Raw genomic sequence first — 19,626 nt, 5'->3', positions numbered from 1 at the left:
GTACGGATTATAAATCGCGCTTAACGCAGGAGGGTTAACATAGCCAGGTAATGATCCTCTCTCGCAGTCATCCTGGCTTTATCCGTCTTGCTTTTATCTTTATAGTCCAGCAGATGCAAGGTGCCATGCACCATCACGCGGCAAAGCTCTTTTAAAAAAGGCTCTTTGTACGTCGATGCATTTTCCCTGATCCGGTCAACGCTAATAAAAATGTCGCCCTGAATCGTTTTCGGCTCCTCAGACGAATCGAAAGTCACCACGTCAGTAAACGTGTCGTGCTGAAGAAAACGCTTGTTTATATCGAGTAAATATGCGTCGCTGCAAAAGATGACGTTCAATTCACTTAACACATAACCCTCTGCCTGTATCACATCAAGCAGCCAGGACCGGATAACGGTCTTATTTTTAAGCGTAAAATTCAGGTCCTCCGAAAAAAAGAAAATAGCGGGCTTAGGCATTTTTATCAATTAAGGCCTCAAATTTAGCATTTTATAATACTCCGCTAAGCTGTTTTTATAGTAGTGGTTCAATTCCGCCGGCATAATATCCAGCCATTGCGTCCCTGGTCGCCGCTCCTGTTCCATTTTCTCAAGCGTGCGGAGGTAGTGCGGAGGGAAATCCTTACCAGCCTTGCTCTGCCTGCTGCTGTCCTCTTCCTGTTCCTTTTCCGCCCTCTCCAGCTCCAGCATTTTCACCAGCAGATCACGCTGCCTGTTCATGGCTTCAAGCTCCAGGCGTTTATTCACCAGATCACTTTCCGTCTTCTTCATTTCTTCGATCAGCTTGTCCATATTGCCGCCGGCGCCTTTGGCCTTGCCCTCGTTGTTCAGCTTTTGCAAACCCTCCCTGATCATCTGCTGCTGCTGTGCCATCCGCCCAAACTCCTCACTCATCTGTCCCTTAGGTACCGATCCCTTTCCGCCGCCTTTCTGCAACTGTTCCCGGGCCTTTTGCATGTTCTCGTTCAACTGCTGCTGCATTTGTCTGAGTTGCTGCATGCTGTTTTTCTGGCCGCGACCGCTTTTAGCGTTGCTTTTCGACTGCTGCAACTGCTCCAGGGCCTCGTTCAGCATAAGCGTTAGGTTGTTGATCGCCGTCATGGCTTGCTGCTGATGTCTGCCCGCGTTAAAAAGATTACGGTCCGAAAGATACTCCAGACTTTTGTCTACGTTCTGATTTACCTTATGCATCTCCTCATTCACGGCATGTTCAATCTGCGGAACCCGCTTACTTAGCGAGAAGAGGCTGTCGCCCACCGTCTTCATATAGTCCTTAAGCACGCGTTGCTTTTGCGCCGCGGCACGCAGTCTCGGATCCGAAACATTCATTTCCTTAAGGTCGAGCATCAATTTTTCCTGTTCAAACGAAGTCTTCAGCAGGTTTTCCAGAAGCTGCCTCAAGTCGCGTGCATTCACGGATTCCGCTTCCTTTTCCGACTTCGCCTTTTCTTCTTCCATCTGCTTCGCCATTTCGTTCATCTCTTCGGCCGCTTTGCGCTGATTTTCGGCGGCCTCGCTGCGCGCTTTGCGGTCAAGCTGTTTATTCGCCTCCTCCTGCTTTTTCTGTACCGACTCCATTTTCTCCTCGGGAGCATTAAAAGAATTGGGCCTTTCCAGCATCTCATTCTTTTTTTCCAGTTCGGCAAGGTCCTTTTTAACCTTGTCGACCGCCTCATTAAGCTGTTGTTGCTTTTTCTTCAACGCGGCAGGATCAGATGCATTTTTACGCGTCTCTTCAGCAAGAGCCTGCTGTTCCTTGCCCAGTTCGCGAAGCTGATCGATTGCCCCTTCCAGTTTCTGCTCAAATTCCAGCTGTTTATACAACTCAAGAATGCGGTCGAGTTCGTTACGGAGTGCTTTGTTGTCCATCTGCATGTCCGACAGATCGCGCCGGGTTTGATCCTTGCTGCGCTGGTCCATCATGTCCTGCAACTTTTGCAGCAGCGATTTCGTTTTATCATCAAGCACCTGGTTAAACAGCTCATCGATCTGCTTTTGCTTTTCAAGCATCTCCTCTTTCAGGGCCTGGTTTTCTATCTTCTGCAAGGTGTTTTGCTCATTCTCAAGCTTCATCTTTTCTATGCTGCGCTCCAGTTCCTTCCGCTTGTTCAGCAAAGACTCAACCTGTTTACGCTCTTCATAACCCAGCTGCTTCTTATCCAGGAGCTCGCCCGCAAGCTTCTTGCTTTCCTTTTCAAGTTCGCCCGCTAGCTTAATGGCGCGTTCCATCTGTCCTTTCAAGGCCGAGCTTCCAGCTTCTATCCGGGCCGAAACCTCCGCCGCCGTAGGGTTCTCGAAAGTGCGTACATCCGTACGGGATTTCTTTCCGCCGTTCACGCCATCGTTATCCGTCACCTCAAAAAGATAAGACACCCGTTCCCCGGGCTTCAGCGCCAGATCATTGATGTTCCACAGCCAGGTGAAACTTTGTCCCGCCTGCCCCGGCTTCAAAGGCAGTCTTTTGCTGATCAGCCGCTTTTCGGAACCAGCGCCCCGTATTTCCGCTTTGAAGTGAAGAGCCGATAAGCCATAATCGTCGCTTACGCTGCCCACAAAGTACATGGCCTTCTGCGTAATCGAATCCAGTGTGCCTGACACGCTGATCGCCGGATACTGGTCTTTCATCACCAGGATCTGGTTCGACAACGAATCACGTGAAACAGTAGCCCTGTTCTTTGGAAAGATCCGGTACCGCGTGGTCTCACTCAGCGTTGCGCTGTAGCTGAACCCATCTTCCTGCGGACGCAGGCTATAAACCTTATTGCCCAGCGAGAACTCCAGTTCTTCCGCATGCACGGTCTGCATGTTCCACGTAACCTTAGTACCCTCCGGCACCGTCAAGTCGCCCGCATTATTTATCCTTTCCGTCTTCCTGTTCAGATAGGCCGGGAAATGCAACGCTGCGCTAACCCCCGTAAGCGCCGCACGCGGCCTAACCTCAATCAGGTAGCCCGCAGAACTAAAACCGCCTGCCGAAAAGAAAATCTGTTTGCTCTGCTGAATGTTCGGAAAGACGTGCGTAAAAGTCGTCTTGTCCGCCTTTATCAGTTTATACGTGTTTTTGCCATCTACGATATACACATCCTGGGGCAGCGTCTCGCCGGTCAGCCTTAGCGTTATCGTCACATCGTCGCCCTGCGTGTATTGGAGCGACCTGTTCATCACCACGAAATTAAACGGGGCTTTAGGCAGGATTTCACGGTTATACTGTATGAAGCCCGAGGTACCCTCTTTCAGTATGGCTGGAGAAACAGCGCCAATGAGTACAATCACGGCCAGCGGCAGCAGACAATATTTCAAATATTTCCTGTTGTCTTTAAACCGGATCGCACTGGAGAACGGCACCGGACGAAGTTCCATGATCTTCTGGTCGATACCCGCCAGAATTAAGGCATTCTGTGCCGGATTGGCATCTGCAAGCGCTTTCAACTGAAGCGTATTCAGTAACTTATCCCGCACATGAAAGAAATGATCGCCAATAAGCACGGCGGCTTCCTCCATACTCAGGTTGTCGCCCAACCTGAAATAATGAAGCGCAGGTTTGCCGATCCAGAACGCGATGGCTGTAAGGGAAACGCCCAGATAGGCAAAGAACAATACCGTTTTGACCAGAACCGTCGGATATGTAAAATAGATGAAGAGGAACAGGCATAAATACCCGCTCAGCATGAGTGCCGAGGTATAAATGCTTCCGCGCAACAGTTTATTCAGGTAAAACTTTTGAATAAACTCATTGATTTTAGATACCAGAAGATCGTAATTGCTCTTCATTAAGTTTGCACAATGTAAATAAAGATAAAAATAAACAGATCAAAACATTCGCTTAATAATAAACGGATAATTTTGATTAAATTATCACATATGAAAGCAACCATTATAGCCGTTACCCTGGCAGCGCTCAGCATGCAGATCAATCCAGGTACGCCAGCAGGCCGGTCATCCGGCAAGGGATCCTGGAATAAGAACCCCGTCATCGCCCATCGCGGTGCCTGGAAACAGAAAAACCTCCCTCAAAATTCCATCGCCTCCCTGCAGGAAGCCGTCAGGCTCGGTTGCCACGGGGCCGAATTCGATGTGCATATGACGTCCGACAGCGTACTGGTGGTAAACCATGATGATGTTTTTTACGGACTGTCCATCCCTCGTTCCACGTATAAAGACCTGCTTACCAAAAAGCATCCGAATGGCGAGAACATCCCCACGCTGGAAGAGTACCTTAAAGCAGGGAAAAAACAGAAGAAAACCAAGCTTATCCTGGAGCTTAAACCATCCAATATCAGCACAGAGCGCGATCTGCGCATGACGGATAAAGCTGTGGCCATGGTAGGCAAATTAAAAGCCGCGGCCTGGGTCGACTATATCAGTTTCAGTTATGACATCCTTAAGCACATTCGCCAGATACAGCCAAAGGCCAATGTAGCTTACCTGAAAGGTGATGTTTCCCTGGAGCAGCTCAAGGCCGATGGTTTTTACGGTGCCGATTACCACATGAATGTGTACAGGAAAGGGGAGTGGTTTGCCAAAGCCAAAGAACTGGGGCTAACCATCAATTCATGGACCGTTAACGAAGAGGCCGACATGAACTGGCTGCTCGATAATAAGGTTGAGTTCATCACTACCGATCAGCCGGAGCGCTTGCTCAATATTCTTGCGTCAAGAGATAGGAAATAATCCGCCCCCTAAAACAAAAAAGCATCGCAGTAACACTGCGATGCTGTACAATTTATGTCTTGAATAATCTAGATTACTTTAACATTAACCGCGTTCAAGCCTTTTTTACCGCTCTCTACTTCGTATTCAACTTTGTCGTTTTCACGAATTTCGTCGATAAGGCCTGTTGAATGTACAAAGATATCGCTATCGCCATTTGATGGGATAATAAAACCGAAACCTTTAGTTACATTAAAAAATTTTACTGTTCCTTCTTGCATTGTATTGTTTTTATAATTAAGTCTGCAATGTACATAATATTTTTTTAAAAATGCAAGCCCCTCATTTTTTGGTGGTTTTGCCCACGGCCACAATCTTCACCTCGCTCGGGTGAGGGATGCCCAGCGAAGTTCCCGGGCTTATTTTCAGCAGGTTATAAAAGTACACATCGATGATTGCCTGTATGGTTTTTCGCCTGCTGGCCATCTGTTCCGGGATCACATTGTCAATTTTCCCGAGGTGGATTTTTCCGTTCTCATCCACCACTACGGAAAACTCATAACCGAAGTCTTTGTACGCTTTGGAGATCTCGATCCGGTACCTCGGAAACATATAATCGTAGGCCGTTAAACCCATCACCGGATCGGTATTGTCTTTCTTTTCTACCTTGATCATATCGCTTACAGGCGTAAAAGCTACCGGACTCCTTGCCGCAAAGGCACTGTCGGCATTGCCTGGATTTCTCTGCGCTTTGGCTGTAAGCTCACGAATATAAGCCGAGTCTTTCGGAAGAGGCTTTCTTAGCTCTTCCAGCGTTGTCTTCAGCTTCTTGGTGATATATGCATCCGTATAGAAAGTCATGTGCACGTCCGACTCAATGCCCTTGGAGATCTCCTTACGCTTCAGGTGAAGGCGCTGAAACACCAGGCTGTCTTTAGACACATGCATGATCCTGAAATAGTTTTTCGCAAAATTATAGACCTGTCCGTGATCGTAGGTGATGTAAAAGGGGAACATCTTGTCTTCATCCGGACTGTACACTTCCACGGTATCATTGGATCGGAAGCGGATCTCCCAGGACGGTTCCTGCTGAAAGCCTGACTCGTTGAATATCAAACCCGAAGCAAACTTACGCTTAGCCTCGTAGAAAGTAATGTCCTTAATCGTATTGAAATCGTATCGCCCGTCGGGCATTTTGGTATCGGGATCATTTTTATCGCCCTCCCGGTTGCCGCATCCTGATAACACCAGGAAGGACCCCGAAAGCAGGGCAAGGAAAAGTCTGTTAATCATCTTAAGTCGCGCAGAATATGTAAGTACACATAAAACGCTAAAATTAGAGATTTATATTCTTTTCTTCAACTTTATCCGCTTCACCAGCAGTTCACCGCCACGGTTTACAGAAAAATAGAGTATGGTACCGTCGCCCGACCGCAGCAGCATGTTGAGCGCACTCAGGCTCAGGGCTTTTGAGCGGTTAAAGTTTACCGTAATCAGTTCATCGCCGGGCTTTAGTTCTGCCTCCTCTGCAGGCGATCCGGGTTCTATGCGGCCGATAAAGAAGCGGGAGCCTGAAGCGTCGGCAAACAGTTCCATGCCCGACATATCGTGCTCAAAGGCCTTGCGGTAGGTACTATTGGGCCGTAAATACATGGCATTGCCGGCATAGTCTATCACCATGTTAAACCTGCTCAGGATATCAGCTCCCAGGTTGCCGTGACGCGTTTCCAGGAAGCGAAGTCCCGCCCCGCGGTCATATTCAGGAAAGGAAGTCAGCACCCCGGTAAACACAAATCCACCCATCCTCATCTCTGGCATCCGCGCGATACGCCCGCTTATTGGTCCGCCCAAACCCACACCCAAATTGGCGGCGATCGACTGCCCCGGTACAGGGAAGGGCAGGCTGTCCAGACTTTCCAGCGATAGCGCGTGACTGGCCCCATTGTCGAGCACAACCCTGGCGGCGATCTTGCCCCGGCCTGGCACCATCAGTTCAACCACAGTATGCGGTTTATTGCCAATCAGTTCAATGTCAATCTTTTCGCCCCTGCGCTGCGGGGAATCCTTGCCAGAGCCGAAGCGCAGTTTACGCGCAGAATAATTCACATCAACCACAAAGCTGCTGAAGAAGTCGTACCCCATGAGCCCGGAAATCTTCATGCCTACGTAGGCCGATAGCCCGAAAGCATCATCTTCCAGTATTGCTGCAGGGATGCTGGAGGCCACAGCCCTGCCTAGCCGGACCTTCATGTGGTCGCAGGCCAGTGCGTTGAGCACAACATCTCCGCCCATACCCGCAATGGTAATGGGGCGCAGTTTATGCTGGTCGACCATACTCGCTATAGCCGAATCGGTAACGATCATGGGACCCACGCCGGTGTCCAGGATGAAATTATACGGGCCTTTGTCGTTCACATACATCTTCACGATCACCAGGTTGCGCACATGGTCGAACGCCACACGCTGCTGCTTGCGCTTGCCCTCCAGCCGGAAGGTCTGCGATATGACAGGCCATGCCTGCAGCAGCAGTATGGCCAGCAACAGCAATTTGGGGGTCAACCAGCGTTTCATCAAACTAATTTAATAAATTAGCCTGTACAGCATGTTTAAAATTAAGCTAAAGTACCGGTACCGCATTTCCGCAGCAGCCTTCGCCTTACTGGCGATGCCCGGCTGTTCTGTGCAGTACCGCGGACAAAAGGAGATAAGCGGCAGACTCGAGCGCTTTGAACAACTTACCGGTCACCACGCCGGCTTCGCCCTGTACGACAGCGGTAAGCAGAAGATGGTTGCGGCACATCAGGCTGATAAATACTTTACGCCGGCCTCTAACATGAAACTTCTGACCATGTATGCCGCACTCAAGCTGCTGCCCGATTCCCTGCCGGCACTCCGCTATCAGGAACGCGGCGATTCCCTGGTTTTCTGGGGCACGGGCGACCCTTCTTTTTTGCATGCCAGGCTGGAGGGCACTAAGGCTGCCAGTTTCCTGGTAAACAGTGGCCGGCAACTATTCTTTGCCCCAGGCCGGCATACCGGCGCTTTTTATGGCCGCGGCTGGCAATGGGACGATTATAATGACGATTACCAGGCAGAGATCAATGAATTTCCGGTGATGGGCAATGTGCTGAGCATAAGCGCACATAAGGGAAAGCTCCAAACTTTGCCGCGACTGTTCCAGGCCTATCTTGCCGCCGATTCTTCCGACCGCGATACATCCTTCCATATCACCAGGGCGTTTACACAGAACAGCTTTACTTACCCGCCCCTCAGCATTCCGCCGAACTATACACAGCAACTGCCGTATAAGCTTAGTCATACGCTTACACTTGCCCTCCTCAGCGATACACTGAAAAAGCGGGTAACGACCCTGAACCGTACACTTCCGGCAGATGCCAAAACCCTTTACAGTACACCCACCAAACTGGCCATTAAGGAAATGATGCTGCCGTCCGACAACTTCATTGCCGAGCAGTTGCTGCTGGTGTGTGCGGATCGATTGGGTGATACTTTATCCGGCGAAAAAACCATCAAAACCGTGCTTTCAAGGTATTTGTCGGACTTGCCCGACAAGCCGGTGTGGGTAGACGGATCGGGACTAACGCGGTACAACCTCATCACACCGCGCTCCCTTATCGAGGTACTCAAACGCATACGTTCGGAATTTAAAGAAGATAAGGCCCTTTACGACCTGCTTCCCGCCGGGGGCAACCGCGGTACATTGAAAGCGGCCTATCCGGCTACCGATAAGCCCTTTGTATTTGGCAAAACAGGAAGCTTCTCCAACAACTATAACCAGGCGGGCTATATCGTCACAAAAAAAGGCAACACCTATCTGTTTGCCTTTATGAACAACAATTTCGTGAAGCCCACCGCCCAGATCAGGGCCGCTATAGCCGATGTCGTGACCTACGTATACGAAAAGATGTAACTATTGATTGGATACCACGAGCAGTTCAATGTCCTTATACGGAATATTGAACATGCCTGCCAGATCCTTATTGGTCAGATGCCCCTGATAAATATACAGCGCCTCCCTGATGCCCGGCTTGGTCCATACCACGTTCATCAAGCCGCCCATATCACCAATATCCACCAAAATAGGGCTAAAGATGTTTGTTAAGGCATAAGAAGCAGTTCTGGGCACCCTCGAAGCAATGTTCGGCACGCAGTAATGGATCACATCATATTTCCGGAACACCGGATCTTTGTGGTTGGTTACCTCCGAGGTCTCGAAACAACCGCCCTGGTCTATACTCACGTCGATCACCACCGAATTAGGCTTCATGCGGCTCACGGTTTCTTCCGTTACAATACAAGGACTGCGGCCATTGGTAGCCCGTATCGCGCCGATGACCACATCGCAAGTCGTAATCGCCTTTTCAAGCACGATCGGCTGCATCACGGAAGTAAACACCCGGCTTCCCAGGTTATTCTGCAACCTTCTGAGCCGGTATATGGAGCTGTCGAACACCTTAACCTCCGCACCCAGCGAAAGCGCCGTACGTGCGGCATATTCGCCTACCGTGCCTGCACCCAGGATCACGATTTCCGTAGGCGGAACGCCGGTAAAACCACCCAGCATCAAACCCTTGCCGCCGGTTACGCTACTCAGGTATTCGGCTGCGATCAGGATAGAGGTGGCCCCGACAATTTCGCTCATGGCCCTCACTACGCTCAACACATTACCTTCATCGCGCAGATGCTCAAAGCATAAAGCATTGATCTTCTTAGCCAGCATGGCCTTCAGGTAACTTTCATTGATGCCGCCCATCTGCATGGCAGAGATCAGCGTTTGCCCCTTGTGCATCAGTTCAATCTCCTCCAGTGTCGGCGGAGCGATCTTAACCAGCACATCGGCAGCAAAAACATCCTTCTTATCGAAGGAAATCTGCGCGCCCTGCTCGCTGTAATCCTTGTCGGAAAAGTTAGCGCCCTGTCCCGCACCCGACTCAATGAGCACCTTATGCCCGTTGTTGACCAGCAGGGCTACCGACAAAGGCGTGAGCGGAACCCTGTTCTCCTGAAAAGAGATCTCCTTAGGGATACCGATAAAAAGACTGTTACTTTTCGGAGCTATTTCTGACATTGCCTCTTTAGGCTGCAACAAACCTTTTTGTGCAATAGCGGCCATTCCTTCGCGTAATCCTGTTGCCATCTTACTATTTTAGTTGCTGAAATTAAGCATAATAGCTGAAAAAAAGGTACTTATACTGTTAAATTTTTGCTAAGCTAAGCCTACGTTCCGTATCGCTAAGGACAATAATGCTGATTTCCACATAATGTTCAGGCAAAAGCGACTCAATTTTCTCCGGCCACTCCACAAAACATACATGTCCCGAGTAAAAATACTCCTCATAGCCGATGTCGTACGCCTCCCGGATGTCCTTGATCCGGTAAAAATCAAAATGGTAGACCGGCTCGCCCTGCGCATCGTATTCGTTTACAATAGAAAAAGTAGGGCTCGAAACGACCTCGGTCACCCCCAGCTCCCGTGCCAGTTCCTTGATCAGCGTGGTTTTTCCGCCACCCATCTCTGCCCGCAGGATAAATATGCGTTCGCCGGCGGCAAAGTCCAGGATCTGCGCTGCAGCGGAGGATAATTCATCCAATCCCCTGACCTCAATGTCAACCTTGTTCATAGCCTGCAAATCTAGCAAATAACGCGCTATCTATTGCAGGGTTACCGCGCCAAGGTACTGACTATTGCTTTGGTGCGTTTGATCGATCGTAACGAAAGCAAGATAAACGTGAAACACCCTGCCCACATCGGTTGGACTCAACTCAAAATCAAATGTGCCTTTGGCTCTCCATGCTGCGGCTGTGTCTATGTAAGCATGCCTGTTCTCGATATTGTACAACAAAATCATGGCTTTCTCCATGGCTACCTGTTCGCCTCCGCTCCAGTTTACCGTAATCGTATTAGGTTTCACACAGTCTGCCCCGGCCTGATCGGCCTGGCTCAAATGTCCGTAGCTCACCAACGCCTTGGCCGGATCAACCCATATCTCAGGGTATTCACCGCCTCTGGCGACCTTACTGTTGTACGATTTGGCGCCTAAAAAACCCTCGAATGTCTCGGCATAGTTTTTAAAGCCGATCCTGAGAAATGGCGTGATCGGCTGCAGCCAATGCTGGAGCACCTTAAACCAATCCCTGTTGGATTGCTCGGGATCTGACACCTTCCTTTTTTTGTTCACCCTTGGTCGGGAGCGCATAACGCCTTGTCCCTTCAATTCATACCCCACCGCAGTGCCAATTGTGCCACTGAACGGACCTAAAATACCTTTTTTTATTCTCGCCATATCGTTGATACTTGGTTTATACTAAGTTAAGGAATAGTGGCATGAAAACAAAATTTTAATAAATAGTTTATAGAGGATTAACCCGGATCTTACCCGAATTTGGCTGTGTTTGATCCGGGTTATGCCCCTGTTAAGCCCCTGTTATCCCCCTGTTATCTGGCATTCATGCACAGACGAAGTGGCATCTTGCCGATTAACTAACAGGCTAAATTAGGGAAGGGCTACGATTGCTTTTCCGACCGTTCTTCCGCTTTCCACCTGCCGGTGAGCCTCGGCCATTTGGCCGAATGAGAAAGTTTGAGAGACGTGTGCCTTAATCACACCCGTTTCAAGAAGATCAGCAATGTGCTTCATGTCTTCCCCGTTCGATTGCACGAGGAAGAAGTAGCCGTTCACACCTTTCGACTTTGCCTTGTCCGTCACCTGCTCATTAAGTCCGGATGGAATGCTGATCAGGGTGCCACCTTCTTTGGTTACTTCGAGCGAGTGATCGATGTTTGCGCCGCCAATGGTATCCAGTACAAAATCGTACTCACGCGGATGTGCACTCCAGTCGTAATTGGTATAATCAATATGCTCGTTGGCCCCAAGCGACAACACAAAGTCTTTGTTTTTTGCGGAGGAAGTTCCAGTGACTACCGCGCCCAGATGTTTGGCAATCTGCACGGCGATATGTCCGACGCCACCCGCCGCCGCATGAATCAGCACTTTTTGCCCTTGCTGAACCTGGGCATTCGTAACCAGCGCCTGCCATGCTGTAAGCGCCACCAGCGTAGCAGCTGCGGCCTCCCCGTGCGAAACATTTGCCGGCTTCAGCGCCAGTTGAGCAGCAGGAGCAGCCACATACTCAGCATAAACCTTGCCGTGGCCGGGGAAGTTGACCATCCCGAACACCTCATCGCCAGCCTTAAACAAGTCGCTCAGACTTTCTTCCACCACGCCCGAAACGTCCCAGCCTATAACCAGGGGCTGTTCAGCTTTGATGCGCCCATAAACACCTTTGCCAGCACGCGTTTTCACGTCGACAGGGTTAATGCTGATCGATTTTACCCTGATCAGGACCTCGCCCTGCACAATTGTGGGTACAGGCAGGTCGGTATATTCCAGTTGCCCGGCCTCGCCAGGTTCTTTAAATATAATGGCTTTCATCATTTGCGGAGTTGATTTGTACAAAAGTGGCGTTAATTTCAGTGTTTCAAAGCGTTGTTTTTGTCAAAATTTTCTAATTACATTAGTGGGACGAAAAACAGACGCTCAGGCTCTAATGAGAACATTACAAGTATTAACGCTGGTTCTGACAGTGCTGATTGGCACCAGCGTTTCCTCATGCAAGAAAGATAATCCGCAAAAATCCCAGCAAAGGATTAAATCGATTACGACTGTTGAGGCTGAGATATCCCGGAAAACGGAGTTTTATTTTGATGACAAAGGGCTGCTTAAACAAACCCGGCAGTATAAGAATGGTAGTATTGAAGTCTACACAGATTACGAGTATTCGGCCGGCAAGATAACCGCCGCCAAGACTTATGAGCAATCGACAGACGGCGCCGTAAGGTTATGTACCCAGGCGAACTTCAGCCACGAGGACGGCAGGCTCTCCCGTGTGGAGATTGCAGATCTTCCCACGAATCTAAAAAGGGTTGCTTACGTGTTTGATTACAGTGTAAGGGATATCCCGAGGGTGACACGGATGATTCCCAATAGTAGTTTGCCGGACTACTGGAGAGCACCAGGAAGCGAAGGGGACAATATAAGTGAATGGATAGCCCAGCCTCATCAGGTTACTGACATGAAGCAGGACTGTACATTCGATGACAAACAGAACCCGCTCCGCGGAATTCCATTCCTGTCCGTTACCATTGGGACGGGTGTTTTGAAGACTTCCTTTAATTTTGATGTCAGAGCCTTCTTCCTTCCGAATAATTTGACCAGCCAAAAAATGGAGTGGGGTGAATTAAGAACAAGTCAGTACAGTTACAATGCGGTCGGATTGCCGGTTAAGCGTGTGACGACTGGCAATGCGGCAACAGGGTCAGGATTCGAGGTGATGTTTGATTATGGGGAGTGAGCCATCTAAAAGAGATCGGGTGCGTGATAAAAGTAAAGTAGAAGAAGCAAATGGATTTTAAACTATTTTTCACTGGTATCGGGTTTTTATTGGCTGCCTATTTAATATATCGGAGTGTTAAAAATGATAAGCCTTCGTCGGAAAAAACAAATTGGGAAGGCCCAACACTTTCTAACTACGTTGGCTTATGGGGAAGCGTAATTCTGTGTACTATGGTTGGTATAGTGTTTATTTTGAAATCTTTGCCAGCTCAGATTTAACTGATCTCTCAGAAGCCATTCATAGGGTACTGGCAGATATCGGAGGGGTCAAATTCTCAAGGCAGGTAGGTTGCTGTTGGTAGCTTCAAGAAACAGCAATAAAAATAGTATTTCTTTATCTTTAACATTTAATTGGAATCATATCTAATATTTTAAGATGATAAAAATTTCTAGAGATAATCTATATCTATTAAGCAGAGCGTTACCTTTCGGGCTTATCTTGATTGATTCTCTTATACTTCTTATGTTAATACATGCTAATCTTCTTCCTCTGTACATAGTATACGTTGTGATTGTGTCCGGGCAGTTTTTTATCGCAAGAGCTTGGCGTCTTTTTTTATTAAAAGATGTTTATCTAACAAAAGAGAATAAGATTGTTTACATGGATGGGCAAATCAAAATTGAATTTGAACAATCGGAGATACGCGAATTAAGAACCACCTTTGGTATATCTGAAATTGAAGTGTCTAACTTAGATCGAAAATTATATTGTATAATAGGGAGTTCTGAAAACTTGAAGTATTTAGCCCCGATATCAGCATTGTGATAGCGCCTAATTGTTAATGGAAGTTCTGAAGAAGTAGAGAAGGTTGCGTTAATGCAGAATTTCGATCTCGCTGGTAGATTTTATTGTTTTCGTTTTTCTATTTACATTAGGGGCATCTAAATTAATGTATATGAAAAAGCGCGCAATTAATCTCGAGAATATTCCTTGCTTTATTAAACATCTTCATGCATGAGCACTACGATTATTGTATCCGAAGACATCATTATTAATAAAATATACCTGGTTCGGGGTCATAAAGTGATGTTGGACAGAGACCTTGCAGAAATGTATGGTGTGGAAACTCGTATGTTGAATCAGGCTATAAAACGGAATGAAAAGCGGTTTCCTGCCGACTTTATGTTCCGGATGACCAGTGAGGAATTGTCGGATTGGAAATCACAGAATGTGATATCCAATAGAGAGAAAATGGGCTTAAGGAAGCCACCAAATGTTTTTACTGAACAGGGTGTCGCTATGCTGTCAAGCGTGCTTAACAGCGAAACAGCCATCGAGGTAAATATACAGATTATCAGAACCTTTACTCGCATCAGGCGGATGCTGAGCGAACACACTGAACTTCGTCTCGAAGTAGAGAAAATCAAGAGGAAACTGGATAATCAGGACAAGAATATGGAATTGGTATTCCAATATTTAGATGAACTGCTAGACAAAAAAGACCAGCCTAAACCGGAACGTAAAAGCATCGGCTATAAAATCAGTTCCGGTAAAATTAAATAATGGGTGCCGTCCATTGGAATAAACGGGGCAAACGGAAGTTAGGCAAGTTAGAACAGCCGAACCGGAGATCTTAAAAACGAGTATGCTTTGACGGCCCGATAGCAAAATAGCATCATATTGTTAAACGATATTCAAAATGCACTTTCAGGTAATTAGCGACGATTATTATAATAGAATACTATCGAGAATTCAGAAGCATATTCCCGAGTTTCATTCGTTATTCAGCCCAGAAGATGGGGTATATCCAGTTCTTGGGGAATTAGGAAGCTTTATACTCGATAATTTCCATAATGAAGTGATTATAAGTCACTCTGCTAATTTTATCAATGAAGCGTTCCGAGACGGTAAGGGTGATACTGAAGATACAATCGTTGTTCAAGTTTATCAAAAAATGTACGAGCGAACAGACTTTACGAATTTTCGAATGCTTCTTTCAGAAAAAGCCGGGGTTATTTTCGATAAATATTTGGAACTTTATAATAATAAGGCCTGAAGAAAATGAATGCGAACCTGCATAAGACCGGATGTCTAGAACCTTAAGTATGGAAGATGTACTTACGTATGAAAATAGCCAAGTGCTATATAAGTTTTTAATTGAACGATATGGTTTTAAAAAGATAGAAGACCATTACGCCCCGCTTTCCTTTGGTAATTTTTATATAACGCTGCAACTGAATGATTTACTGGTAACTTATATAAACGATAGATCTTATATTACGGTGGAACTTTCAAACAACAATCATCCGGATAAAACTACGCCTTTAGCGGCTTTAATGCGACTTCTTAAAGTACCAATTGAATGTCAGGTTCATGATACAGATACAAATGCCGAACGGGTTAACAAGCTCAATTCGTTTCTGGAGACGAACCTGTCAATGATCGTACGATTGTATTCAAAATCAAATTACCTGATCACTGATGAAAAAATTAACGATCTTTTGAAAGAAGAATTTATCAAAAGGAACCCAGGCCTACTTTAAAACGTTGTTGAAGATTGTGTTTGAGCTTTTGGTGACGCATAATTAGGATTTTTATGAATGACGTGTTTTATGTTGGGGCATATTGGTCAAATCGGAAACAAAGTATTGACGAAATATTAAGGCCTTCGCTAAATGTCTTGGAGGGCTTCGCCGCTTTAGATTCCCAATTTCAATATTATTATGAAGCTGGCATGAGTAGAGAAGAAGCATTAGCTAAGAAAGTAACGTTAACTCAAGGTGAGTTGCGTCGCCTTTTTTTAGTTGGCGTCAAGAAAAACGACTTAGATTTTGAGGGCCACAGAAAAATTGGATATAGTTTGAGATTTTGGAACGGGCAAAGCGATCGTGAGTCGAGTTCTGTATCATTTAATCTGGGCAGCAATTCGCCAAGGATTAGTAACAATTGTTTAGTAAAAATTCCGGCCGAAGGAGCAGCGAAGGAGCGATTATTGGGCTTTTCTAAATCGCGTCAGGTAATTGATTTAATCATTGAAAATTTTGAACCGGAAATTTTAGTGCTGACTTCAAGAAAATTGCAAACAGACTTAGATGTGATAAATGAAATAGGCTGGGTGACGTACAAGAAGCAAATAATTTCAAAAAAAATAATGAGTACAAACATAATTCACGAACCTAATTATAAGAATGGACATCTTTTCTATTTAAACACCGATACTGGGCTGGTCTATAATTATGATATGATAGGTGACTTGGAATCATTAAAAGGTATTTAGTGAAGGCGATTATAGTCTATGAGCACACAGCCATGGTCTTGCATAGATTGAAGTCAGATAAAATGGATATATTTATTTTATGCTATCGCAAACCCTAAGACAATCTCAAAAATGGATGTGAAAAATAGTATTTTTGGTTGCTTTTTTAGGATAGGCTTTGACTTGGATTTAAACGAGCAGGACTTTAGCAACTTAGCGAATACGTTTAGAGCTTATATCTGGGGAGATAGAGGTATATGTGACGTACTGAATAGATTAAATCATGAAGATTATGGCAAAGACTTAAAACTGGCTTTATTCCAATTCTATGTGAACCCGCTCCCGATAGAGATGCAACTTCTAAAGCCGATCGAAAATTACCGAAAGCGAGAGAAATCAATCGGCATTCCGATAATCATAAATGCTGAAAATTTTTTCAGCAAGTCCGAGAAAGATAGATACCGATTTCTAAAGCAATCCATTTTACAGAAATTAGATTTACTGGCTGAAGTGGTGAAGCAGAAGAAGCTTGATACAAACATGGACCAGCTCAAGTTGGATTTACAAAGCATCCTGGATTAGAATACTGCTTATATAAGGCCCTATGGAATTTGAGAAATTATTTATAGAAGTTAAGGGTCAGCCAATAATGTATCAAGGCAAGGAATTGCGAATGGTTGATAGAATTAATTTGCCGTCAAGTAAGGTTGTCTTGAAGGTTAATTTTCTATCAACAAATAGTAAATGGAAACAGGGAATTGTATTTCAAACTAAAGGAGAGTTTGAAGTTAACGGTCAGAAGTTACCTACAAAAATTGTTCTTTGGGAAGATACAGCGCCTAAAGAATTACAGTTGTTGGTTAAGTCAAAAGACAAAGTGCTTGTTACTTACAATGTTTGGCAGACCGAATATGGAACGACCCACTATTGGCATAATGGCGGTGCTATGTACATAGAAGAAAAAGACGGTGTAAGAACTTACAACTGTAATGATGGATACGCTGATGATGATTTAAACGACCTTGTTTTCACGGTAGAATATCAATAATAACAAAGTGAAGATATTAAATAGGTTATTGTTAGGTGTATCGCTGGCCTTAGTTTGTGTCTGGAGAGGGCAAACTCAAGATTTGAGCGGTTTGAAAAAGGCCTTTGCCGATGTTCAAGTTGACGGGGCAGCCGAGACGAGAGTTCGGTTTTTTCGAGAATTCCCGTCTTCGTTCAATACGTTTCAACGTGTCTTTGGATTTGATGATGTTAAAGGCGAAGCCCCTTTATTTTCAACATCTGAAAAATATATTAGTGCATTTTTCGTCTCAGTTATTGCTGTACGACAAGATCAAGCTATCAATAAGCTAATATCGATATCAAAAAATGGGCATTGGGATGCGGATGCGGTAAATTACTTTCAGAAGGGGCTGAGAAAATTTTATTCTGAAAGGCCAGGGGAGTTCGTTTCAATTTTGCGGACGAAAAGTGTGGATGATATTTCCGGATTTTGGTATTTCTTTTTGGACGAGCCACATTTCAACAAAAAGCTCTATAATCAAACTGTTAAGTCCTTAGGGGATTTGACGCATCTTAAAAACATTTGAAAGAACGCTGCTGATAAGGTTATTAAAGACAGTGCCCACTAAGATGGGTATTCCGGAAAAAATGGAAACAAGGAGTTTTATACCTGTTGTTGGCTGGGGGGTGGCAGCAGGTATCGGAGTGGCCGATTATTTTTTTTGGGATTCTTACTATAATTTTATAGAAAATAGAATGAAGTAGAAGAAAAGTTATGTGGATTTATAATCACCTTTTTTTTAAAGGATATCAGTTGGCGGTAAGATCAAGAAACTTCGATAATATGCCAGTACTAGGAGCCATTGTATTTGTTGTGGTATGTGTGATGTTTAATATATTTACAGTGCTTTTGTTCTTAGAGGCGTTAGGTTGGGCAGATGTGTCTTTTAATAAAGAATATAAGCTTCCCTTTGCAATAGGATTAGTCTTAGTGATTCTTTTCTACTATTCATATAAAGGAAGGTATAAAAGAATTCTGGAGAAGCATGAAAAACAAGAGCGTGTTCGCGGTGCAGGATTGCACCCTGTGCTAGCATTCGTTGTGTATTATGGAATCAGCTTTGGTTTGATGCTTTTAGCGGGACTATATAAAAATGGAGATTTGATATTTGCTAAATAAACGTCGCTCATATCGATCCGAGGAAGTGTAATGCGAACTGTTGTCAGTTTAAATTAACACCTCTTCCAAACATCTGTTCTCCTGAATAATTCCCATCAATTATAAAACTTGCTACAATGCCGTCAAGTTATAGGTCGGCATTGTCAGTACTTGCTGATATTTTCTGATGACCGGGTACCTAGTTTCAAGACGACTATTAGCTATTTTTATGATGGTACTGGAAATAAACTACAGAAGAGCTATTTTGACGGCACAATTACTTTGACCACAGATTACACAAAAATATTCAATACTAAGCCGGCAGCTTAAATTTAACATAGACGCGGGGGTGGGTATAGTTGGAGTTATGACGTCAGCAGCCAGTTACTACACGGGGGCACAGATACCGTATGTTGGAGAAGCTGTAATGGTTTATGGAACAGGACGATTGCTGTGGGATGTTGCTTCTTCTCTCGGAGGAAGTTATGGACCCAGGAAATGGTTTGGAAGTGATGATTCAAAGTATTTTAAATAGCTAATAGATGTTGAAGTGAAAAATATTTATTATTTGATATGGGTTGATGCGATTCTGAGTTTTAAAAAACATAATCCACGGAATAAAAATTGGAACTGGACTGTGTTTTTTATCAATACGCATATGAATTCTCTTAATTTCTGGGTGGTATTTATGGCAATAAAATACCTTGCCGACGTTAGTCTTCCTTTGACTGAGCTTAATCTGTTTCCAGGACATTTGTTGGATGATTTTTTTAATTTCACAATAAGTTTTGCGTCTCCCTTTGTGGTTTTGAATTACTTTTTAATCTTTCATAACGATAGGTATGAAAAGCTAATAAAAAAATATGGAAAGCAAAATATCAAGTATGCCTTGATTTATTCAATGATCAGTGCTCTTAGCGCTCTAGCGGTGGCATTAGTACATGGAGTAGTTAACGGCATACTAATTTGACCGGTGTTGGCTGAGGGAAATATCAACTGTAGTTTCATTTGTGCAAACCAAGGGATTTCTAAGTTTGCCCCTATAGGTAGGGCTCATTTATGACCTATTAGTAAATTAAAATAAGTCATGGGGTTGTTTTATTACCTAAATTATTTCATATATCGCTTTTACGAACGCAGAGATGCTGATCCATTTATTTATTCGTTAAACGGAAGCGCTTTACTAGTCTTATTGAACT

21 protein-coding genes are annotated in these 19,626 nt (G+C 45.2%); 12 read left to right on the top strand and 9 right to left on the bottom strand.

From position 1 onward, the window contains the following. Window positions 1-20: 20 nt before the first annotated feature. Both ybeY and QEP07_RS10945 read right to left on the bottom strand, forming a co-directional pair. On the bottom strand, window positions 21-458 hold the full coding sequence (ybeY, locus tag QEP07_RS10950) for an rRNA maturation RNase YbeY (RefSeq protein WP_285010136.1): 438 nt from the start codon (window positions 456-458) through the stop codon (window positions 21-23). Between the two features lie 9 nt (window positions 459-467). After that, window positions 468-3,770, bottom strand: coding sequence for a DUF4175 family protein (locus tag QEP07_RS10945; protein ID WP_285010134.1), 3,303 nt, complete (start codon window positions 3,768-3,770; stop codon window positions 468-470). A gap of 90 nt (window positions 3,771-3,860) precedes the next feature. On the opposite strand from QEP07_RS10945, the gene QEP07_RS10940 reads away from it, so the two are divergent. Continuing rightward, entirely contained in the window at window positions 3,861-4,670 is an 810-nt protein-coding gene (locus tag QEP07_RS10940) for a glycerophosphodiester phosphodiesterase (RefSeq protein ID WP_285010132.1), read from the top strand. Between the two features lie 68 nt (window positions 4,671-4,738). Here QEP07_RS10940 and QEP07_RS10935 read toward each other — a convergent pair whose 3' ends face one another. The 3 genes from QEP07_RS10935 to QEP07_RS10925 all read right to left on the bottom strand — a co-directional run bounded on the left by QEP07_RS10935 (window position 4,739) and on the right by QEP07_RS10925 (window position 7,220). Next, on the bottom strand, window positions 4,739-4,930 hold the full coding sequence (locus QEP07_RS10935) for a cold-shock protein (RefSeq protein WP_256002741.1): 192 nt from the start codon (window positions 4,928-4,930) through the stop codon (window positions 4,739-4,741). A gap of 61 nt (window positions 4,931-4,991) precedes the next feature. Further along, entirely contained in the window at window positions 4,992-5,942 is a 951-nt protein-coding gene (locus QEP07_RS10930) for a hypothetical protein (RefSeq protein ID WP_285010131.1), read from the bottom strand. 51 nt (window positions 5,943-5,993) lie between these two features. Continuing rightward, window positions 5,994-7,220 (bottom strand): aspartyl protease family protein, encoded by a 1,227-nt coding sequence (locus QEP07_RS10925; protein ID WP_285010130.1) that lies wholly within the window; start codon window positions 7,218-7,220, stop codon window positions 5,994-5,996. 31 nt (window positions 7,221-7,251) lie between these two features. On the opposite strand from QEP07_RS10925, the gene QEP07_RS10920 reads away from it, so the two are divergent. Beyond that, window positions 7,252-8,580: a D-alanyl-D-alanine carboxypeptidase gene (locus QEP07_RS10920; protein ID WP_285010129.1), complete on the top strand. Its 1,329-nt coding sequence runs from the start codon at window positions 7,252-7,254 to the stop codon at window positions 8,578-8,580. Here QEP07_RS10920 and QEP07_RS10915 read toward each other — a convergent pair whose 3' ends face one another. From QEP07_RS10915 to QEP07_RS10900, 4 genes are all read right to left on the bottom strand, one after another. After that, window positions 8,581-9,807, bottom strand: a complete 1,227-nt coding sequence (locus tag QEP07_RS10915) for an alanine dehydrogenase (RefSeq protein WP_256002749.1) — start codon at window positions 9,805-9,807, stop codon at window positions 8,581-8,583. It abuts the gene before it with no gap. Between the two features lie 58 nt (window positions 9,808-9,865). Next, window positions 9,866-10,291: a tRNA (adenosine(37)-N6)-threonylcarbamoyltransferase complex ATPase subunit type 1 TsaE gene (tsaE, locus tag QEP07_RS10910; protein WP_285010128.1), complete on the bottom strand. Its 426-nt coding sequence runs from the start codon at window positions 10,289-10,291 to the stop codon at window positions 9,866-9,868. A gap of 30 nt (window positions 10,292-10,321) precedes the next feature. After that, on the bottom strand, window positions 10,322-10,954 hold the full coding sequence (locus tag QEP07_RS10905; protein WP_285010126.1) for a DUF6266 family protein: 633 nt from the start codon (window positions 10,952-10,954) through the stop codon (window positions 10,322-10,324). Window positions 10,955-11,164: 210 nt separating this feature from the next. Continuing rightward, a complete protein-coding gene (locus QEP07_RS10900) occupies window positions 11,165-12,106 on the bottom strand; it encodes an NADP-dependent oxidoreductase (RefSeq protein ID WP_285010124.1) in 942 nt (313 codons plus the stop codon). A 112-nt stretch (window positions 12,107-12,218) separates the two neighbouring features. Here QEP07_RS10900 and QEP07_RS10895 point away from each other — a divergent pair, with 112 nt between their 5' ends. The 10 genes from QEP07_RS10895 (at window position 12,219) to QEP07_RS10850 (ending at window position 19,397) form a co-directional block, all read left to right on the top strand. Next, a complete protein-coding gene (locus QEP07_RS10895) occupies window positions 12,219-13,022 on the top strand; it encodes a hypothetical protein (protein ID WP_285010122.1) in 804 nt (267 codons plus the stop codon). Window positions 13,023-14,018: 996 nt separating this feature from the next. Further along, the gene (locus QEP07_RS10890) at window positions 14,019-14,567 is read left to right on the top strand and encodes an ORF6N domain-containing protein (protein ID WP_285010121.1); all 549 of its coding nucleotides are present in this window, start codon (window positions 14,019-14,021) and stop codon (window positions 14,565-14,567) included. A 136-nt stretch (window positions 14,568-14,703) separates the two neighbouring features. Next, a complete protein-coding gene (locus QEP07_RS10885; protein WP_285010120.1) occupies window positions 14,704-15,060 on the top strand; it encodes a hypothetical protein in 357 nt (118 codons plus the stop codon). A gap of 49 nt (window positions 15,061-15,109) precedes the next feature. Then, on the top strand, window positions 15,110-15,547 hold the full coding sequence (locus QEP07_RS10880; protein ID WP_285010119.1) for a hypothetical protein: 438 nt from the start codon (window positions 15,110-15,112) through the stop codon (window positions 15,545-15,547). A 53-nt stretch (window positions 15,548-15,600) separates the two neighbouring features. Beyond that, on the top strand, window positions 15,601-16,281 hold the full coding sequence (locus QEP07_RS10875) for an Imm52 family immunity protein (RefSeq protein ID WP_285010118.1): 681 nt from the start codon (window positions 15,601-15,603) through the stop codon (window positions 16,279-16,281). Window positions 16,282-16,392: 111 nt separating this feature from the next. Beyond that, window positions 16,393-16,842: an Imm44 family immunity protein gene (locus QEP07_RS10870; RefSeq protein WP_285010117.1), complete on the top strand. Its 450-nt coding sequence runs from the start codon at window positions 16,393-16,395 to the stop codon at window positions 16,840-16,842. A gap of 22 nt (window positions 16,843-16,864) precedes the next feature. Next, a complete protein-coding gene (locus tag QEP07_RS10865; RefSeq protein ID WP_285010115.1) occupies window positions 16,865-17,308 on the top strand; it encodes a hypothetical protein in 444 nt (147 codons plus the stop codon). Between the two features lie 7 nt (window positions 17,309-17,315). Further along, on the top strand, window positions 17,316-17,855 hold the full coding sequence (locus QEP07_RS10860; protein ID WP_285010113.1) for a hypothetical protein: 540 nt from the start codon (window positions 17,316-17,318) through the stop codon (window positions 17,853-17,855). A 188-nt stretch (window positions 17,856-18,043) separates the two neighbouring features. Further along, complete coding sequence (bfi1, locus tag QEP07_RS10855) at window positions 18,044-18,448, top strand: Bfi1 family immunity protein (RefSeq protein WP_496196562.1); 405 nt, start codon at window positions 18,044-18,046, stop codon at window positions 18,446-18,448. Window positions 18,449-18,977: 529 nt separating this feature from the next. Beyond that, entirely contained in the window at window positions 18,978-19,397 is a 420-nt protein-coding gene (locus QEP07_RS10850; RefSeq protein ID WP_285010110.1) for a hypothetical protein, read from the top strand. The last annotated feature ends 229 nt before the right edge of the window (window positions 19,398-19,626 follow it).

Source organism: Pedobacter faecalis (assembly GCF_030182585.1).
Lineage (GTDB): Bacteria > Bacteroidota > Bacteroidia > Sphingobacteriales > Sphingobacteriaceae > Pedobacter > Pedobacter faecalis.
Note: the sequence above shows the minus strand (reverse complement) of the source record. Positions and strands in the feature narration are given on the sequence as shown.

Bases quoted from the DNA above. Each gene is read 5' to 3' on its own strand.
- QEP07_RS10870 (WP_285010117.1), top strand. From the start codon at position 16,393: ATGGATGTGAAAAATAGTATTTTTGGTTGCTTTTTTAGGATAGGCTTT.
- QEP07_RS10885 (WP_285010120.1), top strand. From the start codon at position 14,704: ATGCACTTTCAGGTAATTAGCGACGATTATTATAATAGAATACTATCG.
- bfi1 (WP_496196562.1), top strand. From the start codon at position 18,044: ATGTGGATTTATAATCACCTTTTTTTTAAAGGATATCAGTTGGCGGTA.
- QEP07_RS10895 (WP_285010122.1), top strand. From the start codon at position 12,219: ATGAGAACATTACAAGTATTAACGCTGGTTCTGACAGTGCTGATTGGC.
- QEP07_RS10920 (WP_285010129.1), top strand. From the start codon at position 7,252: ATGTTTAAAATTAAGCTAAAGTACCGGTACCGCATTTCCGCAGCAGCC.
- QEP07_RS10900 (WP_285010124.1), bottom strand. From the start codon at position 12,106: ATGATGAAAGCCATTATATTTAAAGAACCTGGCGAGGCCGGGCAACTG.
- QEP07_RS10935 (WP_256002741.1), bottom strand. From the start codon at position 4,930: ATGCAAGAAGGAACAGTAAAATTTTTTAATGTAACTAAAGGTTTCGGT.
- QEP07_RS10945 (WP_285010134.1), bottom strand. From the start codon at position 3,770: ATGAAGAGCAATTACGATCTTCTGGTATCTAAAATCAATGAGTTTATT.
- QEP07_RS10915 (WP_256002749.1), bottom strand. From the start codon at position 9,807: ATGGCAACAGGATTACGCGAAGGAATGGCCGCTATTGCACAAAAAGGT.
- QEP07_RS10930 (WP_285010131.1), bottom strand. From the start codon at position 5,942: ATGATTAACAGACTTTTCCTTGCCCTGCTTTCGGGGTCCTTCCTGGTG.
- QEP07_RS10890 (WP_285010121.1), top strand. From the start codon at position 14,019: ATGAGCACTACGATTATTGTATCCGAAGACATCATTATTAATAAAATA.
- QEP07_RS10940 (WP_285010132.1), top strand. From the start codon at position 3,861: ATGAAAGCAACCATTATAGCCGTTACCCTGGCAGCGCTCAGCATGCAG.
- QEP07_RS10925 (WP_285010130.1), bottom strand. From the start codon at position 7,220: ATGAAACGCTGGTTGACCCCCAAATTGCTGTTGCTGGCCATACTGCTG.
- QEP07_RS10880 (WP_285010119.1), top strand. From the start codon at position 15,110: ATGGAAGATGTACTTACGTATGAAAATAGCCAAGTGCTATATAAGTTT.
- QEP07_RS10875 (WP_285010118.1), top strand. From the start codon at position 15,601: ATGAATGACGTGTTTTATGTTGGGGCATATTGGTCAAATCGGAAACAA.
- ybeY (WP_285010136.1), bottom strand. From the start codon at position 458: ATGCCTAAGCCCGCTATTTTCTTTTTTTCGGAGGACCTGAATTTTACG.
- QEP07_RS10865 (WP_285010115.1), top strand. From the start codon at position 16,865: ATGGAATTTGAGAAATTATTTATAGAAGTTAAGGGTCAGCCAATAATG.
- QEP07_RS10905 (WP_285010126.1), bottom strand. From the start codon at position 10,954: ATGGCGAGAATAAAAAAAGGTATTTTAGGTCCGTTCAGTGGCACAATT.
- tsaE (WP_285010128.1), bottom strand. From the start codon at position 10,291: ATGAACAAGGTTGACATTGAGGTCAGGGGATTGGATGAATTATCCTCC.